General features: G+C 67.3%; 17 protein-coding genes. 11 read left to right on the top strand and 6 right to left on the bottom strand.

Annotated features, from left to right (window positions below; all coding sequences use genetic code 11):
* Positions 1–171: 171 nt before the first annotated feature.
* From QXK92_RS26215 to rraA, 6 genes are all read left to right on the top strand, one after another.
* Positions 172–705 (top strand): hypothetical protein, encoded by a 534-nt coding sequence (locus QXK92_RS26215; protein WP_055576933.1) that lies wholly within the window; start codon positions 172–174, stop codon positions 703–705.
* A 905-nt stretch (positions 706–1,610) separates the two neighbouring features.
* The gene (locus tag QXK92_RS26210) at positions 1,611–2,009 is read left to right on the top strand and encodes a transcriptional regulator (RefSeq protein WP_306246656.1); all 399 of its coding nucleotides are present in this window, start codon (positions 1,611–1,613) and stop codon (positions 2,007–2,009) included.
* A 120-nt stretch (positions 2,010–2,129) separates the two neighbouring features.
* Positions 2,130–2,783, top strand: coding sequence for a DUF6474 family protein (locus tag QXK92_RS26205; protein WP_306246654.1), 654 nt, complete (start codon positions 2,130–2,132; stop codon positions 2,781–2,783).
* Entirely contained in the window at positions 2,783–3,112 is a 330-nt protein-coding gene (locus QXK92_RS26200) for a hypothetical protein (RefSeq protein WP_306246652.1), read from the top strand. The genes QXK92_RS26205 and QXK92_RS26200 overlap by 1 nt, the downstream gene beginning before the upstream one ends.
* Positions 3,113–3,193: 81 nt before the next feature.
* Complete coding sequence (locus tag QXK92_RS34160; RefSeq protein WP_371934329.1) at positions 3,194–3,643, top strand: nucleoid-structuring protein H-NS; 450 nt, start codon at positions 3,194–3,196, stop codon at positions 3,641–3,643.
* A 2-nt stretch (positions 3,644–3,645) separates the two neighbouring features.
* The gene (gene rraA / locus QXK92_RS26190; RefSeq protein ID WP_306246650.1) at positions 3,646–4,131 is read left to right on the top strand and encodes a ribonuclease E activity regulator RraA; all 486 of its coding nucleotides are present in this window, start codon (positions 3,646–3,648) and stop codon (positions 4,129–4,131) included.
* Positions 4,132–4,138: 7 nt separating this feature from the next.
* On the opposite strand, the gene QXK92_RS26185 is transcribed toward rraA, so the two are convergent.
* The gene (locus tag QXK92_RS26185; RefSeq protein WP_306246648.1) at positions 4,139–5,608 is read right to left on the bottom strand and encodes an NAD(P)/FAD-dependent oxidoreductase; all 1,470 of its coding nucleotides are present in this window, start codon (positions 5,606–5,608) and stop codon (positions 4,139–4,141) included.
* 56 nt (positions 5,609–5,664) lie between these two features.
* On the opposite strand from QXK92_RS26185, the gene QXK92_RS26180 reads away from it, so the two are divergent.
* The 3 genes from QXK92_RS26180 to dinB are packed head-to-tail and all read left to right on the top strand — an operon-like array spanning position 5,665 to position 7,849.
* On the top strand, positions 5,665–5,928 hold the full coding sequence (locus QXK92_RS26180; RefSeq protein WP_306246646.1) for a PE-PGRS family protein: 264 nt from the start codon (positions 5,665–5,667) through the stop codon (positions 5,926–5,928).
* A 49-nt stretch (positions 5,929–5,977) separates the two neighbouring features.
* A complete protein-coding gene (locus QXK92_RS26175) occupies positions 5,978–6,625 on the top strand; it encodes a TetR/AcrR family transcriptional regulator (protein ID WP_306246644.1) in 648 nt (215 codons plus the stop codon).
* A gap of 24 nt (positions 6,626–6,649) precedes the next feature.
* Positions 6,650–7,849 (top strand): DNA polymerase IV, encoded by a 1,200-nt coding sequence (dinB, locus tag QXK92_RS26170; protein ID WP_306246642.1) that lies wholly within the window; start codon positions 6,650–6,652, stop codon positions 7,847–7,849.
* Here dinB and QXK92_RS26165 read toward each other — a convergent pair.
* Positions 7,838–8,842 (bottom strand): PHP domain-containing protein, encoded by a 1,005-nt coding sequence (locus tag QXK92_RS26165; RefSeq protein ID WP_306246639.1) that lies wholly within the window; start codon positions 8,840–8,842, stop codon positions 7,838–7,840. The genes dinB and QXK92_RS26165 overlap by 12 nt on opposite strands.
* Positions 8,842–9,267: a hypothetical protein gene (locus tag QXK92_RS26160; RefSeq protein WP_306246637.1), complete on the bottom strand. Its 426-nt coding sequence runs from the start codon at positions 9,265–9,267 to the stop codon at positions 8,842–8,844. The genes QXK92_RS26165 and QXK92_RS26160 overlap by 1 nt, the downstream gene beginning before the upstream one ends.
* Before the next feature lie 27 nt (positions 9,268–9,294).
* On the opposite strand from QXK92_RS26160, the gene QXK92_RS26155 reads away from it, so the two are divergent.
* Positions 9,295–10,143 (top strand): LLM class F420-dependent oxidoreductase, encoded by an 849-nt coding sequence (locus QXK92_RS26155; RefSeq protein WP_306246635.1) that lies wholly within the window; start codon positions 9,295–9,297, stop codon positions 10,141–10,143.
* Positions 10,144–10,502: 359 nt separating this feature from the next.
* Here the strand turns inward: QXK92_RS26155 and QXK92_RS26150 are convergent, their stop codons facing one another.
* Together QXK92_RS26150 and gltB are read right to left on the bottom strand one after the other, a co-directional pair.
* Positions 10,503–11,969 (bottom strand): glutamate synthase subunit beta, encoded by a 1,467-nt coding sequence (locus QXK92_RS26150; protein ID WP_306246634.1) that lies wholly within the window; start codon positions 11,967–11,969, stop codon positions 10,503–10,505.
* Positions 11,962–16,545, bottom strand: coding sequence for a glutamate synthase large subunit (gltB, locus tag QXK92_RS26145; protein ID WP_306246632.1), 4,584 nt, complete (start codon positions 16,543–16,545; stop codon positions 11,962–11,964). The genes QXK92_RS26150 and gltB overlap by 8 nt, the downstream gene beginning before the upstream one ends.
* 653 nt (positions 16,546–17,198) lie before the next feature.
* On the opposite strand from gltB, the gene QXK92_RS26135 reads away from it, so the two are divergent.
* Positions 17,199–18,626 (top strand): MinD/ParA family protein, encoded by a 1,428-nt coding sequence (locus QXK92_RS26135; protein ID WP_371934601.1) that lies wholly within the window; start codon positions 17,199–17,201, stop codon positions 18,624–18,626.
* A gap of 5 nt (positions 18,627–18,631) precedes the next feature.
* Here the strand turns inward: QXK92_RS26135 and sigI are convergent, their stop codons facing one another.
* Positions 18,632–19,489 (bottom strand): RNA polymerase sigma factor SigI, encoded by an 858-nt coding sequence (sigI, locus tag QXK92_RS26130; protein ID WP_306246631.1) that lies wholly within the window; start codon positions 19,487–19,489, stop codon positions 18,632–18,634.
* Positions 19,490–19,568 lie beyond the last annotated feature (79 nt).

Genomic DNA, 19,568 nt, shown 5'->3' with positions numbered 1-19,568 from the left:
TCTTTTGGCGCCACAACGACCGCTTCGCATGTTGCTGATCGGTAACACCGCCGCCGACCTGCCGTGTCGAGTTGCACGGCGCCAAAACCCCGCGCATGCTTGATCATTCGAGCTACCATTTGTTCGAGCTACCAGCGTGGTTACTTCGAATGAAGGCGTCACGGAGGCAATATGGATGCTGGGTCTGGCCGGCCTATAGGGGTGTCCCCCTTTCATGCTCGCGGTGCCCTGAAAGGGTTTGTGATATCCGGGCGTTGGCCCGATTCCACCAAAGAATGGGCGCAACTGTTGATGGTGGCCGTGCGTGTCGCCTCACTGCCCGGATTGCTGTCCACCACAACGGTGTTCGGCGCGCGCGAGGAACTTCCGGATGAGCCCGAACCCGGAACCGTCGGCCTGGTCCTCGCCGAGGGCACCGTATTCGGCGAAACGGCCATCCAGCCAGGATATTTCGCCGACCATCAGCCTCCTGCGTTGCTGATGCTGCATCCGCCGTCGGAGACGACGCCGTCGTTGCCGGAGTGCACCGGCGCCGCCTCTGGCTGTGTGCTGCTGCCCGGCCTGCCCTATTTGGGTCTTGAGCACCGGGCGGCCTGGGTGGAAGCGGAGGCCGACGGCACCATCACGTCGATGGTGAGCCGCGTCGGCGTGGACCCGATCAGCCACCCGGACACTGCAATTCTGGCGATGCTGCTCGCCGCGTAGCGGCGGCTCGCCACCCGGCGGCCCGCCCGCCTCCATGCGACCCGTGGCGATCGCAAGCGCGGCGCAGCCGCGCGCCGCGGGTCGCCACCATCCAAACCGTGGCGATCGCAAGCGCGGCGCAGCCGCGCGCCGCGGGTCGCCACCATCCAAACCGTGGCGATCGCAAGCGCGGCACAGCCGCGCGCCGCGGGTCGCCACCATCCAAACCGTGGCGATCGCAAGCGCGGCACAGCCGCGCGCCGCGGGTCCCCACCATCGGTCCCCCGTAGCCCCCACCGGTCACCCTGCGCCGGGCAGTCACCTCTGCTTGCCGCCGCTTCCCGGGTAACGTCGGCGGACGCCGCGACGGCGCCCACGGCGGCCCGGGCGCAAACTCCCCAGCGCATCCGCGGCGAGGTGTCCGCGCCCCGGAAACCAGCAACCCGACATCGGCCGTCATCCGAAGAGAGCCGACGCCGCCCGTCCGGCCGCGGGTCCGCCGGGACTGCTCAGCCAAACCGCCGACACGGGCCTGCAGATGGACCGATAGCCGGTGGACGATGCCTCATTGGCGCCGAGCAGCAAAGTGACCGGTGGTCGCTTTTTGGCTTTCTGCTGGTTGCCGAGAGTTTCCCGCCGAGGCCTCCCGAACGCCGGCGGCTGCGGCGTTCAGCGCCTCCTGCGGTGAATCACGGCGCGGGCGCGCGCGGTGTATTCTGCGGATAACCTGTGAAATCCGGTCAATTGGTGGACACCAGATGCATTCGTTTGGATGCTCGTCGGGGGTGCCGGTCCCGGTCGCCCTGCGTGCTGCAACCGGTTACGATCAGGTTTGCACTTGGTGGTCGACAAAATCAGTCGCTACCATGATCAGCAAATACCTATTGATACCGCTTGCTCTTATAGCCCCGGTGGAGGTCATATCGATGAGCACGACGTTCGCTGCCCGCCTGAACCGACTGTTTGACACGGTGTATCCGCCCGGACGAGGCCCGCATACCTCCGCGGAGGTGATCGCCGCGCTCAAGGCGGAAGGCGTCACGATGTCGGCTCCCTACCTGTCGCAGCTACGTTCCGGCAATCGCACGAACCCGTCGTCAGCAACCATGGCCGCCCTTGCCAACTTCTTCCGGATCAAGTCCGCCTACTTCACCGACGATGACTACTACGAGAAGCTCGACAAGGAGTTGCAGTTCTACGCAACCGTGCGTGACGACGGCGTGCGCCGTATCGCAGCGCGGGCGCACGGCCTGCCCCCGGAGGCGCAGCAGAAGGTGCTGGACCGGATCGACGAGCTGCGCCGCGCCGAGGGACTCGACGCCTGATACCGGCCGGTCGGTTCATACCTGACCTGGCGAGCTGGCCGCGCGCTGCTCGGATTAGGGTTGGCCCAGCGCTCGCACACGCACCGCGTCAGCTACGAGATACCGGGAGGGCGGCCGGGAATGGGCCTGTTCCGCAAGCGAAAGAGCCGTGCGACCCGTCGCGCCGAAGCCCGCGCGATCAAGGCCCGCGCCAAGTTGGAGGCCCGCCTGTCGGCGAAGAACGAGCGGCGCCGCATCAAGTCCGCCCAAAAGGCGGCCGACAGGGCGCTCGCCGCGCAACTCAGGGCGCAGAAGGATAGCGACCGGGTCGCGCTGAAGGTCGCCGAGACCGAGCTCAAAGCGGCGCGCGAAGGCAAGCTGCTATCGCCCACCCGGATCCGTCGCACGCTGACTGTGTCCCGCCTGCTGGCCCCGGTGCTGACGCCGCTGATCTATCGGGCGGCCATCGCCGCCCGCGGCTACATCGACCAGCGCCGGGCCGATCAACTTGGCATTCCGCTTGCGCAGATCGGCCAGTTCTCCGGCCACGGCGCCCGGTTGTCGGCGCGGGTCGCCGGCGCCGAGCAATCGCTGCGTGCGGTTCAAGAGAAGAAGCCGAAGGATCCGGAAACCAAGCAGTTCGTCGGGGCTATCAGTGAGCGGCTCGCCGATCTGTCCGCGGCCATCACCGCCGCGGAGAACATGCCGACCCAGCGGCGCCGGGCAGCGCACGCCGCTATCTCGAGCCAACTGGACGGGATAGAAGGCGACCTGCTGGCCCGCCTGGGAGTGTGATGACAGCGCATCGGCGCCGGGCACGTCCGGCTGTGCTGTGGGCCGCCGCGGCCATCACCGCCGCCACGACGGCCGGCGCCGCCCCGGTGGCCGCACAGCCGCCGATGGCGGCTGAGTCCTACCCGGTGACTTGTCAGGCGACGTCAGCCGACAGGCACGTGCTGGCGCGGTCCGCCTCCTTGCGGCTGACGACGGCCAGCACCGCCACATCGGCCCCTTCGGCGAAACCGGCGGACCCCAACGGCGAGCTGCCCACGTGGCCGTTCGCGGTAGGAGCCATCGCCGCGGTCGCCGCCGTCGCGATCTGGTCCGTACGGCGCAGGCCGTAGTTCTCGCGCGCGTGCTGGCATGATGGGACCCGAGCGTCCCACGACCACTTAGCGACGACCAAGCTGCAAAGGAGCGGCCGCATGGCAGACCCGCAGGATCGACCGGACGGCGAGCCGCAACCGAATCCGCCGGCCAAGAAGGCCCCCGCCAAGAAGGCAAGCGCCGCGAAGGCGCCCGCCAAGAAGGCTCCGGCGAAGAAGGCCGCCGCGGCCAAAGCACCGGCCAAGAAGGCCCCCGCGAAGAAGGCGACGGCCAAGAAGATACCCGCCAAGAAGGCTGAGCCACCGAAGTTGGCGGAGCAGCCCGCCGAGGCGCCCGCCGACCTCCAGCAGCGCGCAGAAACCAACGGTCAGCTCGCTGCGGCCAAAGATGCCGCGGCTCAAGCGAAGTCGACGGTGGAGAGTGCTGCCAACCCCCTGCCGCGGGAGACACCCGAGTCGTCTCCGCTGCAATCCCCCGGCCCATGGCTGGTTGCGATCACGCTGAGCCTGCTGGCCCTGCTGTTGGTCCGGCAGCTGCGCCGCCGCTGATCGTGGCAGAGACTTTCCGCCCGACGGCTGACCTGGTCGACGACATCGGACCCGACGTGCGCAGCTGCGATTTGCAGTTCCGCCAGTTCGGCGGCCGCACGGAATTCGCGGGTCCGATAACGACCGTCCGGTGCTTCCAGGACAACGCGCTGCTCAAATCGATCCTGTCGGAGCACAGTTTCGGCGGGGTTCTGGTGATCGACGGCGGTGGCTCGCTGCACACCGCACTGGTTGGGGATCTGATCGCCGAACTGGCCCGCTCGAACGGCTGGGCCGGCCTGATCGTCAACGGCGCGGTACGCGACGCCGCCGCCCTGCGGGGCATCGACATCGGCATCAAAGCGCTGGGCACCAACCCGCGCAAGAGCACCAAAACCGGCGCAGGCGAACGCGACGTCGAAATCACCTTGGGCGGCGTGACTTTCGCGCCGGGCGAGGTGGCCTACAGCGACGACGACGGCGTTGTCGTCGTCGCTGCAGGAGATTAGTCCGCGACTAGACCGCTACCGGGGCAGGCTTTTTCGCGAACCGCAAGCCTTCGTCGGCGATCTTGCCGCGCCGGATCAGGTGGATGTCGCGCAGATAGTTCTGATTCAGTCGCCACGGGGTCCGCGAACCCTGCTTCGGCAACTCGTCGAGCGAGCGCAGCACGTAGCCGGGGGTGAACTCCATGAACGGCCGGTCCTCGACGTCGGGGGCCGGCTCGTCGACCACCACCGTGTCGTAGCCGTTGTCATCCATGTAATTCAATAGACGACAGGCGAATTCGGAAACCAGGTCGGCCTTCAACGTCCACGACGCGTTGGTGTAACCGATGGTGTAGACCATGTTCGGGATGCCCGACAGCATCATCCCCTTGTAGGCCATGGTCTTGGTCAGGTCCAGCGGCTGGCCGTCGATGCTGGTGGTCGCGCCACCGAACAGCTGCAGGTTCAAACCCGTTGCGGTAACGATGATGTCGGCCTGCAACTCGGTGCCGGAGTTCAACCGGATTCCGTTGGGGGTGAACCGTTCGATGGTGTCGGTCACCACCTCGGCCTTCCCGTGGCGGATCGCGCGGAACAGGTCTCCGTTGGGCACCAGGCACAGCCGCTGGTCCCACGGGCTGTAATGCGGCCCGAAATGCTTTCGCACGTCGTAACCCTCGGGCAGCTGGCGCTGCGCCAACCCCATCAGCATCTTGCGCATCCGCCGCGGCCACTTCTGGCAGGCACCGTAAAGTGCCGCCTGCTGCACCACGTTCTTCCACCGGACCGCGGTGTAAGCCGCCTTCTCGGGCAAGTAGCGGTTCAGCTTGTCGGCGATGCTGTCCGACTCCGGCTGCGACACGATGTAGGTCGGCGAGCGCTGCAGCATCGTGACGTGCTTGGCGCCCGAATTGGCAAGTGCTGGAACCAGAGTCACGGCCGTGGCGCCGCTGCCGATCACGATGACGTTCTTGCCCTGGTAATCGAGGTCCTCGGGCCAATGCTGCGGATGGATGATCGGGCCGGTGAAGTCCTCGGCACCGGCGAACGTGGGAGCGTAACCCTCCTCGTAGTTGTAGTAGCCGCTGCACAGAAAGAGGAACGAGCAGGTGAGTTCGCTGTGGGTGCCGTTGCTGTCGATCTGCAGGGTCCACTGGTTCTCGGCGCTGGACCAGTCGGCGGCGATCACCCGTTGCTGGAAGCGGATGTGCTTGTCGATGCCGTACATGGCCGCGGTGCTCTTGACGTAGTCCAAGATCGGCTTGCCGTCGGCGATGGCCTGCCGCTCGGTCCACGGGCGAAAGCGGAAGCCCAGCGTGTACATGTCCGAGTCGGAGCGGATCCCGGGGTAGCGGAACAGATCCCAGGTGCCACCCATATCTGCCCGCTTCTCCAGGATGGCGTAGCTCTTCGTCGGGCACCGGTCCTGCAGATGCCAGGCCGCGCTGACCCCCGAAATGCCGGCGCCCACGATGACAGCGTCAAGGTGCTCAGTCATGTCGGCCACGCTATCAACGCGGTGTCGAGTCGGTCAACGATATGTCGATCGACTGCATGAAAACCGCCAGAGAGCTGCGAATATGCAGCTCCAAGCGGAGTGGCAGGGTTATATTGCGCGGCGGCAACGGCGGCAACGGGGGCCAATCCGATCCGGCGACCGGCACCGGCGGCAGCGGCGGCGACGGGGGCAACGCCGTCGTCGTCGGAGACGGCGGCAACGGGGGCAGCTCCGGCGCCGGCAATGCTCCGGGCACCCCCGGCCCGGGCGGCACGGGCGGCTCGGTGCTGGGTGAGGACGGCCGCGCCGGGTTGCCGTGACCGGCGTCGACAAGGTGTCGAGACTCTCGACACGGTGTACGCTGCCTGCGTGGCCACCTCCCGCGCGAGCAAAGCGCCGCTTCCGCGGGGCCGCCGCAGCACGCGGCCTTCCGGCGACGAACGCGAGCTGGCCATCCTGGCGACCGCCGAACGGCTGCTGGAAGATCGCCCATTGGCCGACATCTCCGTCGACGACCTGGCCAAGGGCGCCGGCATCTCCCGGCCCACCTTCTACTTCTATTTCCCGTCCAAGGAAGCGGTGCTGCTGACGCTGCTGGACCGGGTGGTCAACGAGGCCGACACGGCACTGCAGGCGCTTGCCGACCGTCCCGAATCCGGCCGCGACGACATGTGGCGCACCGGGATCAATGTGTTCGTCGAGACCTTCGGCGCACACCGCGCGGTGATCCGGGGCGGTCAGGGCGTCCGGGCCATCAATGCCGAGGCGCGGGACTTGTGGTCGGTGTTCATGCAGAAATGGATCGCCTACACCGCATCCGTCATCGAGGCCGAACGCGAGCGCGGTGCCGCGCCGGTGACCCTGCCGGCGCTGGAGCTGGCTACGGCGCTGAACCTGATGAACGAGCGTGCGTTGTCGGCGTCGTTTCTCGCCGAGGAGCCGTCGGTGCCGGAGACCACCGTGCTGGACACCCTGGTGCACATCTGGGTCAGCGCCATCTACGGCGACAAGCGCTGACCTGTCGGACCCGCATGCGAACATATGTTCGTGCGCTGTGAGGCGTCCATTCTGCATGCGGACCTGGACTCGTTCTATGCCTCCGTCGAACAGCGGGACGACCCCGGTTTACGGGGCCGCCCGGTAATCGTCGGCGGCGGCGTCGTGCTGGCGGCCAGCTACGAGGCCAAGGCCTACGGGGTGCGCACCGCGATGGGCGGGGCGCAGGCGCGCCGGCTGTGTCCGCATGCCGTGGTGGTGCCGCCCCGGATGAGCGCCTACTCGAAAGCCAGCGACGCCGTCTTCGAGGTGTTTCGCGACTGCACACCGCAGGTCGAGCCGCTGTCGGTGGACGAGGCGTTTCTCGACGTCGCCGGTTTGCGCCGGGTGTCGGGCACGCCGCTCGAGATCGGCGCGCGGCTGCGCCAGGATGTGCGGTCGCGGGTCGGGCTGCCCATCACCGTCGGCATCGCCCGCACCAAGTTCCTCGCCAAGGTCGCCAGCCAGGAGGCCAAGCCCGACGGTCTGCTACTGGTCCCGCCAGATCGGGAGCTGGAATTTCTGCACCCGCTGCCGGTGCGCCGGTTGTGGGGGGTGGGTGCGGTGACCGCCGAGAAGCTGCACACCCACGGCATCACCACGGTCGCCCAGGTCGCCGAACTCGGTGAATCGATGCTGGCCTCCATGGTCGGCCCGGCGATGGGTCGCCAGCTATATGCGTTGTCGCGCAACATCGACCGCCGCCGGGTGACCACCGGGGTGCGGCGCCGCTCGGTGGGGGCGCAGCGCGCACTGGGCCGCGCCGGCACCACCATGTCACCCGCCGAGGTCGACGCGGTGGTGGTCAACCTGATCGATCGGATCACCGGGCGGATGCGCGCCGCCGGCCGCACCGGACGCACAGTGGTGTTGCGGTTGCGATTCGAAGACTTCAGCCGGGCAACCCGGTCGCAGACGATGCCGTGGGCCACCTCGGCGACGGCCCCCATCCTGGCCACTGCCCGCCGGCTGGTGGCGTCGGCGGCGCCGTTAATCGCCGAACGCGGCCTGACGCTGGTGGGGTTCGCAGTCTCGGGCATCGACCGCAGCGGAGCGCATCAGTTGGCACTGCCATTCGACGGAGACTCGCCGGCGGTGGATGAAGCGATCGACCAGGTGCACCGCCGTTACGGCAAGTCTGCACTCACGCGCGCCGTGCTGGTCGGACGCGACCCGGGGCTGGAGGTGCCGCACCTACCGGACTGACCAGTCCAGCAGCTTGTCGACGGACCACGTGTTGATGATGCGATCGATAGGAACCTCCGCATCCAGCGCCCGCTGCGCGCCGTAGCCGAGGAAATCCAGCTGCCCCGGCGCGTGGGCGTCGGTGTCGATGCTGAAGACGCAACCGATGTCGCGCGCCAGATTGAGCAATCGCGTCGGCGGGTCTCGGCGCTCGGGACGGGAATTGATCTCGACCGCGGTGCCGTGGTCGCGGCAGGCGGTGAAAACCTTCTCGGCGTCGAACTTCGACTCCGCCCGGATACCCCGGCCGCCGGAAACCAGGCGGCCCGTGCAGTGTCCCAGCACATCGGCGTGACCGTCGGAGACGGCGCGCACCATCCGCCGCGTCATTGCCGCGGGCTCCATCGACAGCTTCGAGTGCACGCTGGCCACCACGATGTCCAGGCGGTCGAGGAGCTCGGGTTCCTGATCCAGAGTGCCGTCCTCGAGGATGTCGACCTCGATCCCGGTGAGAATGCGTAGCGGCCCGAACTTCTCCCGCAACTCGTCGATCACGTCGAGCTGCTTGCGCAACCGCTCCGGTGACAGCCCGTTGGCGATCGTCAGCCGCGGCGAGTGGTCGGTCAGCGCGCAGTACTCATGCCCGAGGGCGGCTGCGGTCGCCATCATCTCCTCGATCGGCGCAGAACCATCGGACCAGTTGGAGTGCAGGTGCAGATCTCCACGCAGCGCCGCGCGAACCTCGGCGCCACCAAGATCCTTTGCCGTCGAACGTAATTCGACCAACTGGTCGGGTTCCTGGCCGGCCCAGGCTTGCGCGATGACCTTCGCGGTCTTGGGCCCGATGCCGGGGATCGACTGCCAGCTGTTGGCCTGGCCGTGCCGCTCCAGGGCGGCTTCGTCCAGCCGCTCGAGGATGTCGGCGGCATTGCGATAGGCCATGACCCGCCGGGAATCCTGGCGGTCGCGATCCTTGTAGTACGCGATCTGGCGCAGCGCGAGAACCGGATCCATCAGAGCAGCTGCCCGGCGATGAACCCGGCGAATACCACCCCGAAACCGCCCATTTCACCGACGATCAGCAGGGCCATCATGACGCCGGTCCCCCGCACCGGCGGGTCGAATTGGTTCTCGGTGTCACGCCGCGCGCCGTGCACGATGTAACTCACGATCGCGCCGACAAAGAACAACACCGCCACGCCCGTCGCCGTCAGATTCACCCACGCCGGCCACGCACTGAGTTCGACGAACGGCGCGAACAACAAGGTGGCGAACGCATACAAGAGCGCCGCCCGGTGGGCGATGTCGACATAGACGTGGGCACGGTGATCTTCGGCGACCATGATCTGGCGGTACTTCCATACGCCGAGGGCCAGCGCGAGCAGAAAGATAAATCCCGTTGCGAGCAGGGTGAGTTTGGTGTCGAGTCCGAGAACCATCGTCTGACCGAGTCTAGTGTCGAGATCATGCGATTTGCATTCAAGACCTCACCACAGAACACCACCTGGCCCGATATGTTGGCTGTCTGGCAGGCCGCCGACGACATCGACGTATTCGAATCGGGCTGGACTTTCGACCACTTCTACCCGATCTTCTCCGACTCCACCGGCCCCTGCCTGGAAGGGTGGACGACCCTGACCGCGCTGGCCCAGGCCACCAAACGGCTGCGGCTGGGCACCCTGGTCACCGGCATTCACTACCGCCACCCGGCGGTGCTGGCCAACATGGCCGCCACGCTGGACATCATCTCGGGCGGCCGCCTCGAGCTGGGCATCGGCGCGGGCTGGAACGAGGAGGAATCCGGCGCGTACGGCATCGAACTCGGCAGCGTCAAGGAGCGCTTCGATCGGTTCGAGGAGGCCTGCCAGGTGCTGATCGGATTGCTCAGCGACGAGACCACCACGTTCGACGGCACTTACTACCAACTCAAAGACGCCCGCAACGAGCCGAAGGGGCCGCAACGTCCGCATCCGCCGATCGCCATCGGGGGCAGCGGAGAAAAGCGGACCCTGCCGATCACCGCGCGGTACGCCCAGCACTGGAATTTCGCCGGCGGGACGCCCGAGGAGTTTGCGCGCAAGCGCGACGTGCTGGCAGCGCGCTGCCAAGACATCGGGCGGGACCCGAAGGAAATCACGCTGTCCGCCCATCTCGGCCTGGGCCCCGACCGCAACTACGGGCAAGTCCTGGAAACTGCGGCTGCACTGGGTGCCGAAGGACTGGACCTCGGCATCGTCTACATCGCCCCGCCACACGAGCCCGCCGTTCTGCAGCCGCTGGCCGAGGCGATCCGGGATTCAGGTTTGCTGAGCTAGCGCGAGCAAACCCACCCAGGACCGGCCTCGCGCCCCCGCCAGCTGACCCAGGGGGTTATATGGCGAAGCGCAGAAGCTCTTCGGCCGTTACCAGACGCTCGTGCTTCGCCGGAAACTCACGGCTCTTAACCGGGTGGCGAACCAGTGACCAGGCGATTCGACCCATTTTTGTCCGTGGAACTGGGTTCATGTGCACGGTGGTAACTCCTGCGATCGATTGACGCGACCGTGGCTCCTGGGCGGCCCGAGCTTGCCTTTATGTGATGGAGCGCACAAACAGTTATTAGACACCCGTGCGCTGGCAAACGTTCGACGGCACGCCGAACATTTATCAAATGTTTCAGGTGTGACTGATGTGATTACGTCAACGGCGCTGCGGTGGGCTTGATCGGCGCCGGAAGTGCGCTGGCACCCATCAGATGGCGGTCCACCGCCGCGGCCGCCGACCGGCCTTCAGCAATCGCCCAGACGATCAGCGACTGGCCTCGGCCCATGTCGCCGGCGACGAACACACCGGGGACCGACGTCTCGTAGTCATCCCCACGCGCGACGTTGCCCCGCTCGGTGAACTTCACCCCGAGCTCGGTCAGCAGACCGGGCTTCTCCGGACCGACAAACCCCATGGCCAACAACACCAGGTCGGCGTCCAGCTCGAAGTCCGTGCCTTCGACCTTGACGAACTTCCCGTCCTGCATCGCCACTTCGTGCACCTTGAGCGCGGTGACATGCCCGTCCTCGCCGAGGAACTCCTCGGTGTTCACCGAGAACACCCGCTCGCCACCCTCCTCGTGGGCCGAGGCGATCCGGTACATGAGGGGGTAGGTCGGCCACGGTGTGGACGCGGCGCGGGTCTCCGGCGGGCGCGGCATGATCTCGAACTGGTGGATCCGGGCCGCACCCTGTCGGTGCGCGGTGCCCAGGCAGTCCGCTCCGGTGTCGCCGCCGCCGATGATCACCACCTTCTTGCCCTTGGCGGTGATTGGAGGCTCGCCGTCCGGCCCCAGCACGTCGTCACCCTCCTGGACGCGGTTGCCCCACGGCAGGTACTCCATCGCCTGGTGGATGCCGTCGAGGTCGCGGCCCGGGATCGGCAGGTCGCGCCACGCGGTGGCCCCACCGGCGAGCACGATGGCATCGAAATCGGCCAGCAGCTGCTCGGCGGTGATGTCCTCACCGACGTTGACGCCGGCCCGGAACTGGGTGCCTTCGGCAGACATCTGCGCCAGCCGGCGGTCCAGCACCCGCTTCTCCATCTTGAACTCGGGAATGCCGTACCGCAGCAGTCCGCCGATTCGGTCCTCGCGCTCGAAGACGGTGACCTTGTGTCCGGCGCGGGTGAGCTGCTGCGCGGCGGCCAATCCGGCCGGGCCGGAGCCCACCACGGCCACCGTCTTTCCGGTGTCGCAGTGCGGAAGTACCGGCTCCACCCAGCCTTCGTCGAAGGCCTTGTCGATGATCTCGAGTTCGATCTGCTTGATCGTCACCGGATCCTGGTTGATGCCCAGCACACACGCCGGCTCGCACGGCGCCGGACACAGCCGACCGGTGAAGTCGGGGAAGTTGTTCGTCGCGTGCAGCCGCTCAATCGCGTCGCGGAAGCGGCCCCGGCGCACCAGGTCGTTCCACTCCGGGATCAGGTTGCCCAGCGGACACCCGTTGTGGCAGAACGGGATTCCGCAGTCCATGCAGCGGGTCGCCTGCTCGCGCAGGCTCTCGGTCTCGAACTCCTCGTAGACCTCTTTCCAGTCCTTGAGTCGCAACGGAACCGGCCGCCGCTGGGGCAGCTCCCGGTGGGTGTACTTGAGAAAGCCCGTTGGATCAGCCATGTGCCGCCGCCATAATCGCCTTGTCGACATCGGTGCCATCGCGTTCGGCATCAGCGATCGCTTGCAGCACCTTCTTGTAGTCACGCGGCATCACCTTCACGAAGTGCCGCTGCTGGTTACGCCAGTCGCCCAGAATACGTTGGCCGACAGCAGAATCGGTGGCGTCGACGTGCGCCGTAATGATGCCGTGCAGGAACTCCGCGTCGTCGGAGTCCAGAGCCTCAGCGTCGACCATTTCGATGTTGAGGTTGTTCGGCAGTTGTTCGTCGGGGTCGTAGACGTAGGCCACCCCACCGGACATACCGGCGGCGAAGTTGCGCCCGGTACTGCCCAGGATGACGACCCGGCCACCGGTCATGTACTCGCAACCGTGGTCGCCGACTCCCTCGACGACGGCGTGTGCTCCGGAGTTGCGCACCGCGAACCGCTCGCCGACCACGCCACGCAGATACACCTCACCGCTGGTGGCGCCGAACAGGATCACGTTGCCGCCGATGATGTTGTCCTCGGCGACATAGCCTTCCGGCGCATTGTCCGCAGGCCGTACCACGATCCGGCCGCCGGATAGGCCCTTGCCGACGTAGTCGTTGGCGTCCCCGTAGATACGCAGGGTGATGCCCTTGGGGACGAAGGCCCCGAAGCTGTTGCCCGCCGACCCCTCGAAGGTGATGTCGATGGTTCCGTCCGGCAACCCTTGTCCGCCATAGGCTTTGGTGACCTCGTGACCGAGCATGGTGCCGACGGTGCGGTTGACGTTGCTGATCGTGGTCGAGAACCGCACCGGCTTTTGGGAGTCCAGCGCCTCGCGGCTCATCACGATCAACTGCTGATCGAGCGCCTTGTCCAGGCCGTGGTCCTGCCGCGAACTGCAGTACAGGTCCTGGTTCATGAACGCCGACTCCGGTTCGTGCAGCACCGGCGCCAGGTCCAGGCGGTGCGCCTTCCAGTGCGCACGGGCCAGGGTGGTGTCCAGCGCTCCTGCCTGGCCCACCGCCTCGTTGACGGTCCGGAAGCCCAACTGCGCCATATACTCCCGCATTTCTTCGGCGATGAACATGAAGAAGTTCTCGACGAATTCCGGCTTGCCGGTGAAGCGTTCGCGCAGCAACGGGTTCTGGGTGGCCACCCCGACGGGGCAGGTGTCCAGGTGGCAGACCCGCATCATGATGCAGCCGGCGACCACCAGAGGTGCAGTGGCGAAACCGAATTCCTCGGCGCCGAGCAGCGTCGCGATCATCACGTCACGGCCGGTCTTGAGCTGGCCGTCGACCTGCACCACGATCCGGTCGCGTAACCCGTTGAGCAACAGGGTCTGCTGCGTTTCCGCCAGCCCCAGCTCCCACGGCGCGCCCGCGTGCTTCATCGACGTCAGCGGCGTCGCTCCGGTGCCGCCGTCGTGTCCGGAGATCAGCACCACGTCGGCGTGCGCCTTCGAAACGCCGGCCGCAACCGTCCCCACCCCGTTCTCCGACACCAGCTTCACGTGCACCCGCGCGGACGGGTTCGCGTTCTTCAGGTCGTGGATCAGCTGCGCGAGATCCTCGATCGAGTAGATGTCGTGGTGGGGCGGCGGGGAGATGAGCCCGACGCCGGGCGTGGAGTGCCGCACCGACGCCACCCACGGATACACCTTGTGACCCGGAAGCTGGCCGCCCTCACCAGGTTTGGCGCCCTGCGCCATCTTGATCTGGATGTCGGTGCAGTTGGTCAGGTAGTGCGAGGTGACCCCGAACCGGCCGGAGGCCACCTGCTTGATCGCGCTGCGCCGCCAGTCCCCATTGGGGTCGGCGTCGAAACGCTTGACGTCCTCGCCGCCCTCGCCGCTGTTCGACCGGGCGCCCAGCCGGTTCATCGCGATGGCCAGCGTCTCGTGAGCTTCCGCCGAGATGGAGCCGTAGCTCATCGCGCCCGTGGAGAAACGCTTGACGATCTCACTGGCCGGCTCGACCTCTTCGATCGGCACCGGCGGACGCAGGTCGGCACGGAATTTGAGCAGGCCGCGCAGCGACGCCATCCGCTCGCTCTGGTCGTCGACCAGCCGGGTGTACTCCTTGAAGATCTTGTACTGACCCGTGCGGGTGGAGTGCTGCAGCTTGAAGACGGTCTGCGGGTTGAACAGGTGGTACTCGCCCTCGCGGCGCCACTGGTACTCCCCGCCCACCTCGAGTTCGCGGTGCGCCCGCTCGTCCGGCCGGTCGAGGTAGGCCAGCGAGTGCCGGGCCGCGACGTCGGCGGCGATGTCATCCAGCGTGATACCGCCGGTGGGACAGGCCAATCCGGTGAAGTACTCGTCGAGCACGTCCTCGGAGACGCCCACGGCCTGGAAGAGCTGCGCGCCGGTGTAGGAGGCCAGCGTCGAGATGCCCATCTTGGACATCACCTTCAGCACGCCCTTGCCCGCGGCCTTGACGTAGTTGTTGAGCGCTTTACTGCGTTCGATGCCGTCGATGACGCCGCGGTCGAGCATGTCCTCGATCGACTCGAACACCAGGTACGGGTTGATCGCGGCCGCGCCGCACCCGACCAGCATGGCCATGTGGTGCACCTCGCGGGCGTCGCCTGCCTCGACGACCAGGCCCACGTGCGTGCGGGTGCGGTCGCGCACCAGGTGGTGGTGCACTCCCCCGACCGCCAGCAGCGACGGGATAGGCGCCATCGTCTCGTCGGAGTTGCGGTCGGACAGGATGATCAGCCGGGCACCGTCGGCGATCGCCGCCGATGCCTGTGCCCGCACGTCGTCCAGCGCGGCCGCCAGCCCGGCGCCCCCCTCGGCAACCGGGTACAGGCAGTGAATCACCTTGGAACGCAAGCCATGCGGCCGCCCGTTGACCTCGTCCTCGGGGTTGAGGTTGATCAGCTTGGCCAGCTCGTAGTTGCGCAGGATCGGCGACGGCAGCGAGATCTGGTGGCAGGACGTCTCGTCCGGGTTGAGCAGGTCGCGCTCCCCACCCGTCGTGCCTTGCAGGCTGGTCACCACCTCTTCGCGGATAGCGTCCAGCGGCGGGTTGGTCACCTGAGCGAACAGCTGGTGGAAGTAGTCGAACAGCATCCTCGGACGCTTCGACAGCACCGCGATCGGGGTGTCGGTGCCCATCGACCCGAGCGGCTCGGCACCGGTACGGGCCATCGGGGCCACCAGCAGGTTGAGTTCTTCGTAGGTGTAGCCGAACGTCTGTTGCCGCACGACCAGCCGGTGGTGCGGCATGCGCACGTACTTGTTGGCCGGCAGCTTCTCCAGCGGAACCAGGCCGTTGTCGAGCCACTCCTGGTACGGGTGCTCGGCGGCCAGCTCCGCTTTGATCTCCTCGTCGGAGACGATGCGGCCCTGGGTGGTGTCCACCAGGAACATCCGGCCCGGCTGCAGCCGCATCCGCTGGACCACGGTGGAGGGGTCGAGGTCGAGTACGCCGGCCTCCGACGCCATCACCACCAGGCCGTCTTCGGTCACCCAGATCCGGGAGGGCCGCAGTCCGTTGCGGTCCAGCACCGCGCCCACGATGGTGCCGTCGGTGAACGTGATGGACGCAGGTCCGTCCCACGGCTCCATCAATGCCGCGTGGTACTGGTAAAACGCCCGGCGCGCCGGGTCCATCGACTCGTGGCGTTCCCACGCCTCGGGGATCATCATCAGCACCGCGTGGGCCAGACTGCGTCCGCCCAGGTGCAGCAACTCGACCACCTCGTCGAACCGCGCGGTGTCCGATGCCCCCGGCGTACAGATCGGGAACAACTTCTGCACGTCGTCCTGCGACCCGAAGATGTCGGTCTCGATCAGCGCCTCCCGGGCGCGCATCCAGTTCTCGTTGCCGGTGACGGTGTTGATCTCACCGTTGTGCGCGACGCGCCGGAAGGGGTGCGCCAGCGGCCAGGACGGGAATGTGTTCGTCGAGAACCGGGAGTGCACGATGCCCAGTGCGCTGGTGATCCGGCTGTCCTGCAGATCCAGGTAAAAGGCCTTGAGCTGCGGGGTGGTCAGCATCCCCTTGTAGACGAACGTCTGCCCGGACAAGCTCGGGAAGTACACCGTCTCGCGACCCGGACCGTCCTGGCCCGGGCCCTTGGTACCGAGTTCGTGCTCGGCCCGCTTGCGGACGATGTACGCGCGGCGTTCCAGCGCCATCCCGGAGGCACCGGCCATGAAGACCTGCCGGAAGGTGGGCATGGCGTCACGCGACAGCGCGCCGAGCGAGGAATCGTCGGTGGGCACGTTGCGCCAGCCGAGCACCTGCAAACCCTCGGATTCCGCGATCTTCTCCACCGCGGCGCACGCCGCGGCGGCGTCCTTGGCCGACTGCGGCAGGAAGGCGATGCCGGTGGCGTAGCTGCCCGCTTCGGGCAGCTCGAACTCCACGACCTCGCGCAGGAAGGCATCCGGGACCTGAATCAGGATCCCGGCACCGTCACCACTGCGCGGTTCGGCGCCGGCGGCACCGCGGTGCTCGAGGTTGAGCAGTGCGGTGATGGCCTTGTCCACGATGTCGCGGCTCCGCCGGCCGTGCATGTCGACGACCATGGCCACACCGCATGAATCGTGTTCGTATGCGGGGTTATACAGCCCGACGCGCTTGGGCGTCATTCCCACCTAACCCTTCAGCAGACTTTCTGCACGGCCGCTTTGCGAATCGACTTTCCGGATCGAAGGGACCGCATCCGGAGGTTGCGGGCTGAACCCCCTCGGTCTCATCGACAGGCTGTCCGCCAAGCGGAGATAATCAGGTCAGGGATTCGTCCGTGCAGCGTTGAACGGTAGCCCCGTACCTATTTCGACAAGTCGTAAAACGATATGACAAAACCCGCCTGACATGCCAACTTACCAATACTAACCTTTCTGCTGGCAGCTCCGTAAATTCGCTGTTACCAGCGATCGACAGGATTGCGGCCTGGCCTGCGACCACGGGCGATGGGGCAGCACTGTGGTGAGAATCGCATTGTGATGCCGGTGTCTGCGCCCTACGCCGTAAAGTTTGCTACGAGGGCCGATGGGGTGGCCGCGCCTCGGTGTTGCGGGTCTGGGGAGCCCGTCACACCGGCAACATGACGCGCGATAAGGCGTGGCAGCAATGTCCGCGCAATCGGCAGGGGGACCCTCGGGTGGAACGGTGCCGGTGCTGGGTCGGCTTCTCGGCAGAGTTTGCGCGGTTGGAACGCGGCTGGCGCGGACCGGTCGGTGACCGATACTGGACGTCAGCATCCGGCGTTGGCTGACCAGCCTGTGCACCCGAGGAGCCCATGAACGAGCCCCAAGAGTTTCTGCGGAACCGAATGCGGTCCGAGCAGCAGGTCTTGCGTCCCAGACCGCCCGCCGCTCCCGCCGAGCGGGCACCGCAGCCGTCGCAGCCTCCCCCACCGTCCCCGCCGCCGGTCAAACCGCCGCCAGCACAACCTCCGACTCCGAACAAACCGCCGCCGCCACCCCCGAGTGCGGATAAGCCGCCGCCAGCACAACCTCCGACTCCGAACAAACCGCCACCACCACCCCCGACTGCGGACCAGCCGCCGTCGACACCACTTCCGACCGCGGGCAGCCCGGCACCACCACCTCCTAGTTCAGACAAGCCGCCTCCGCCATCGCACAAACCCGTGCCGCCCCAGCAACCGGTGCGGCCCGCACCGCCGCCGGCACCGCACCGTGACGTGCCGCGCCAACCGCCACCGCCCTTCCCACCGATCGCGCCACCCCGGCGTCCCGAGGGTCCGCCACCACCGGGTCCCTGGCCGGGCGCGGCGACCGGCCCGGCCACCCGCACCCCGGCCCAGCCCGCCGAGCGGGGCTGGCGGCGCATGGTCCGTGCGGCAACGTTCGGACTGGTCAACCCCGGCCCGTCGGCGGCGCAGCGCGACGCCGCGCAATTCGAGGCGACCGTCCGGACCGCCCTGCACGGCAACCACAAGGTGGGTGTGCTCGGCAAGGGCGGCGTCGGCAAGACGTCGGTGGCCGCCAGCGTCGGCTCGATCCTGGCCGAGCTGCGCCAGCAGGACCGCATCGTCGCGATCGACGCCGACACCGCCTTCGGCCGGCTCAGCAGCAGGATCGACCCGCGCACCACCGGTTCGTTCTGGGAGCTGACCGCCGACAAGAACTTGCAGTCGTTCGCCGACGTGACGTCGCGGGTGGGCAGGAATGCAACCGGGCTCTACGTGCTGGGCGGCGAACCGCTGACCGGTCCGCGCCGGGTCCTGGACCCCGCGATCTACCGGGAAGCGGCGTTGCGGCTGGATCGGCATTTCGCGATCTCGGTCATCGACTGCGGGTCGACGATGGATGCCGCGGTGACGCGCGAGGTGCTGCGCGATCTGGACGCCCTGATCGTGGTGTCCTCGCCATGGGCGGACGGCGCCGCGGCCGCGGCCAAGACGGTCGAGTGGCTGTCGGACCACGACCTCGGCGATCTGCTGCAACGCAGTGTCGTGGTACTGAATGACTCGGACGGCCATGCCGACAAGCGCACCCGCTCGCTGTTGGCCCGCGAGTTCGTCGACCACGGGCAACCGGTGGTCGAGGTGCCGTTCGATCCCCACTTGCGACCCGGCGGCGTCATCGACGTCACCGGGGAGATGGCTGCCGCGACCCGGCTGAAGTTCCTGCAGGTGGCGGCCACGATCACCGGATATTTCGCGTCCCGCGCGCAGGGGCCGCGCAACCGCACGCCCGCCTGAACCAGTCAGGCCCAGCGCGCCGCCGGGTCGGCCGTCGCCTCGAGTTTGGTGATCAGCCCGCCGCGGACGGTCAGCACCACCACGGCGAACAGCCGGCGTTCGGCGAAGGCAAGCAGCACCGGTTGGCCGGCCGGACCACCGACCAGGGTCGCTCCGGCACCCAGGTAGCGCAGCAGATTGGTGGCGACCGCCGCGGGCCCGTGATTGACCTGCGGCGGCGGCATCGGGTCGGCCAGCACCGTACCCACTCCCCATACCGTCGGATCCAGCACGGCCGTCAATCCGGCGATGTCGCCGTTGGCACAGGCGGTGATGAATTTCTCGGTCACGACGTGGTGCTCGGTCGGGGTGACATCCGTGGCCGGAAAACGATGCACACTCGCATCTTTGAACTTCGCCCGAGCGCGCCGGGCCAGCTGCCGGCAGGTGCCGGCCGGACGGCCGACGGTCTCGGCGATGGCGTCGAAGGGGACGCCGAAGACGTCGTGCAACACGAAAGCGACCCGCTCGCCGGGACTGAGCCTGCGCAGGACTTCCAGCAGGGCGCTGCGAATTTCGTCGTCCAGGGTGATCCGGTCAGCCGGGTCGACGAGACGCGCGTCGGCGGGCAGCAAATCGTCGGACTGCGGCCGCTCGTATCGGGCTCGCGCCGAACGGATCTGGTCGAGGCACAGCCGGCTGGTCACGACGGTGAGCCAGCCCCGGACATCGTCCACCTCCTCCACACCGGTGCGAGAGAGCCGCAGAAATGCCTCTTGCACAACGTCTTCGGCTTCACCGACGTCGCCGAGGATCTGGTAGCCGAGATTGACCAGATACGGACGGTGCCTGCGCCAGGCCTCGGCGAGAGCAGGTGGGTTCATAGGACTTCGACGATTTCGCGAGCAGAAAAGTTACGGGTGCCGGGACGTAACTTTTCCACCTGCCATCCCGTCCTTGGTT

This window comes from Mycobacterium sp. TY815, from assembly GCF_030755135.1.
In the GTDB taxonomy this organism is placed as follows: domain Bacteria; phylum Actinomycetota; class Actinomycetes; order Mycobacteriales; family Mycobacteriaceae; genus Mycobacterium.
This window is presented reverse-complemented; position numbering and strand designations above follow the sequence as displayed.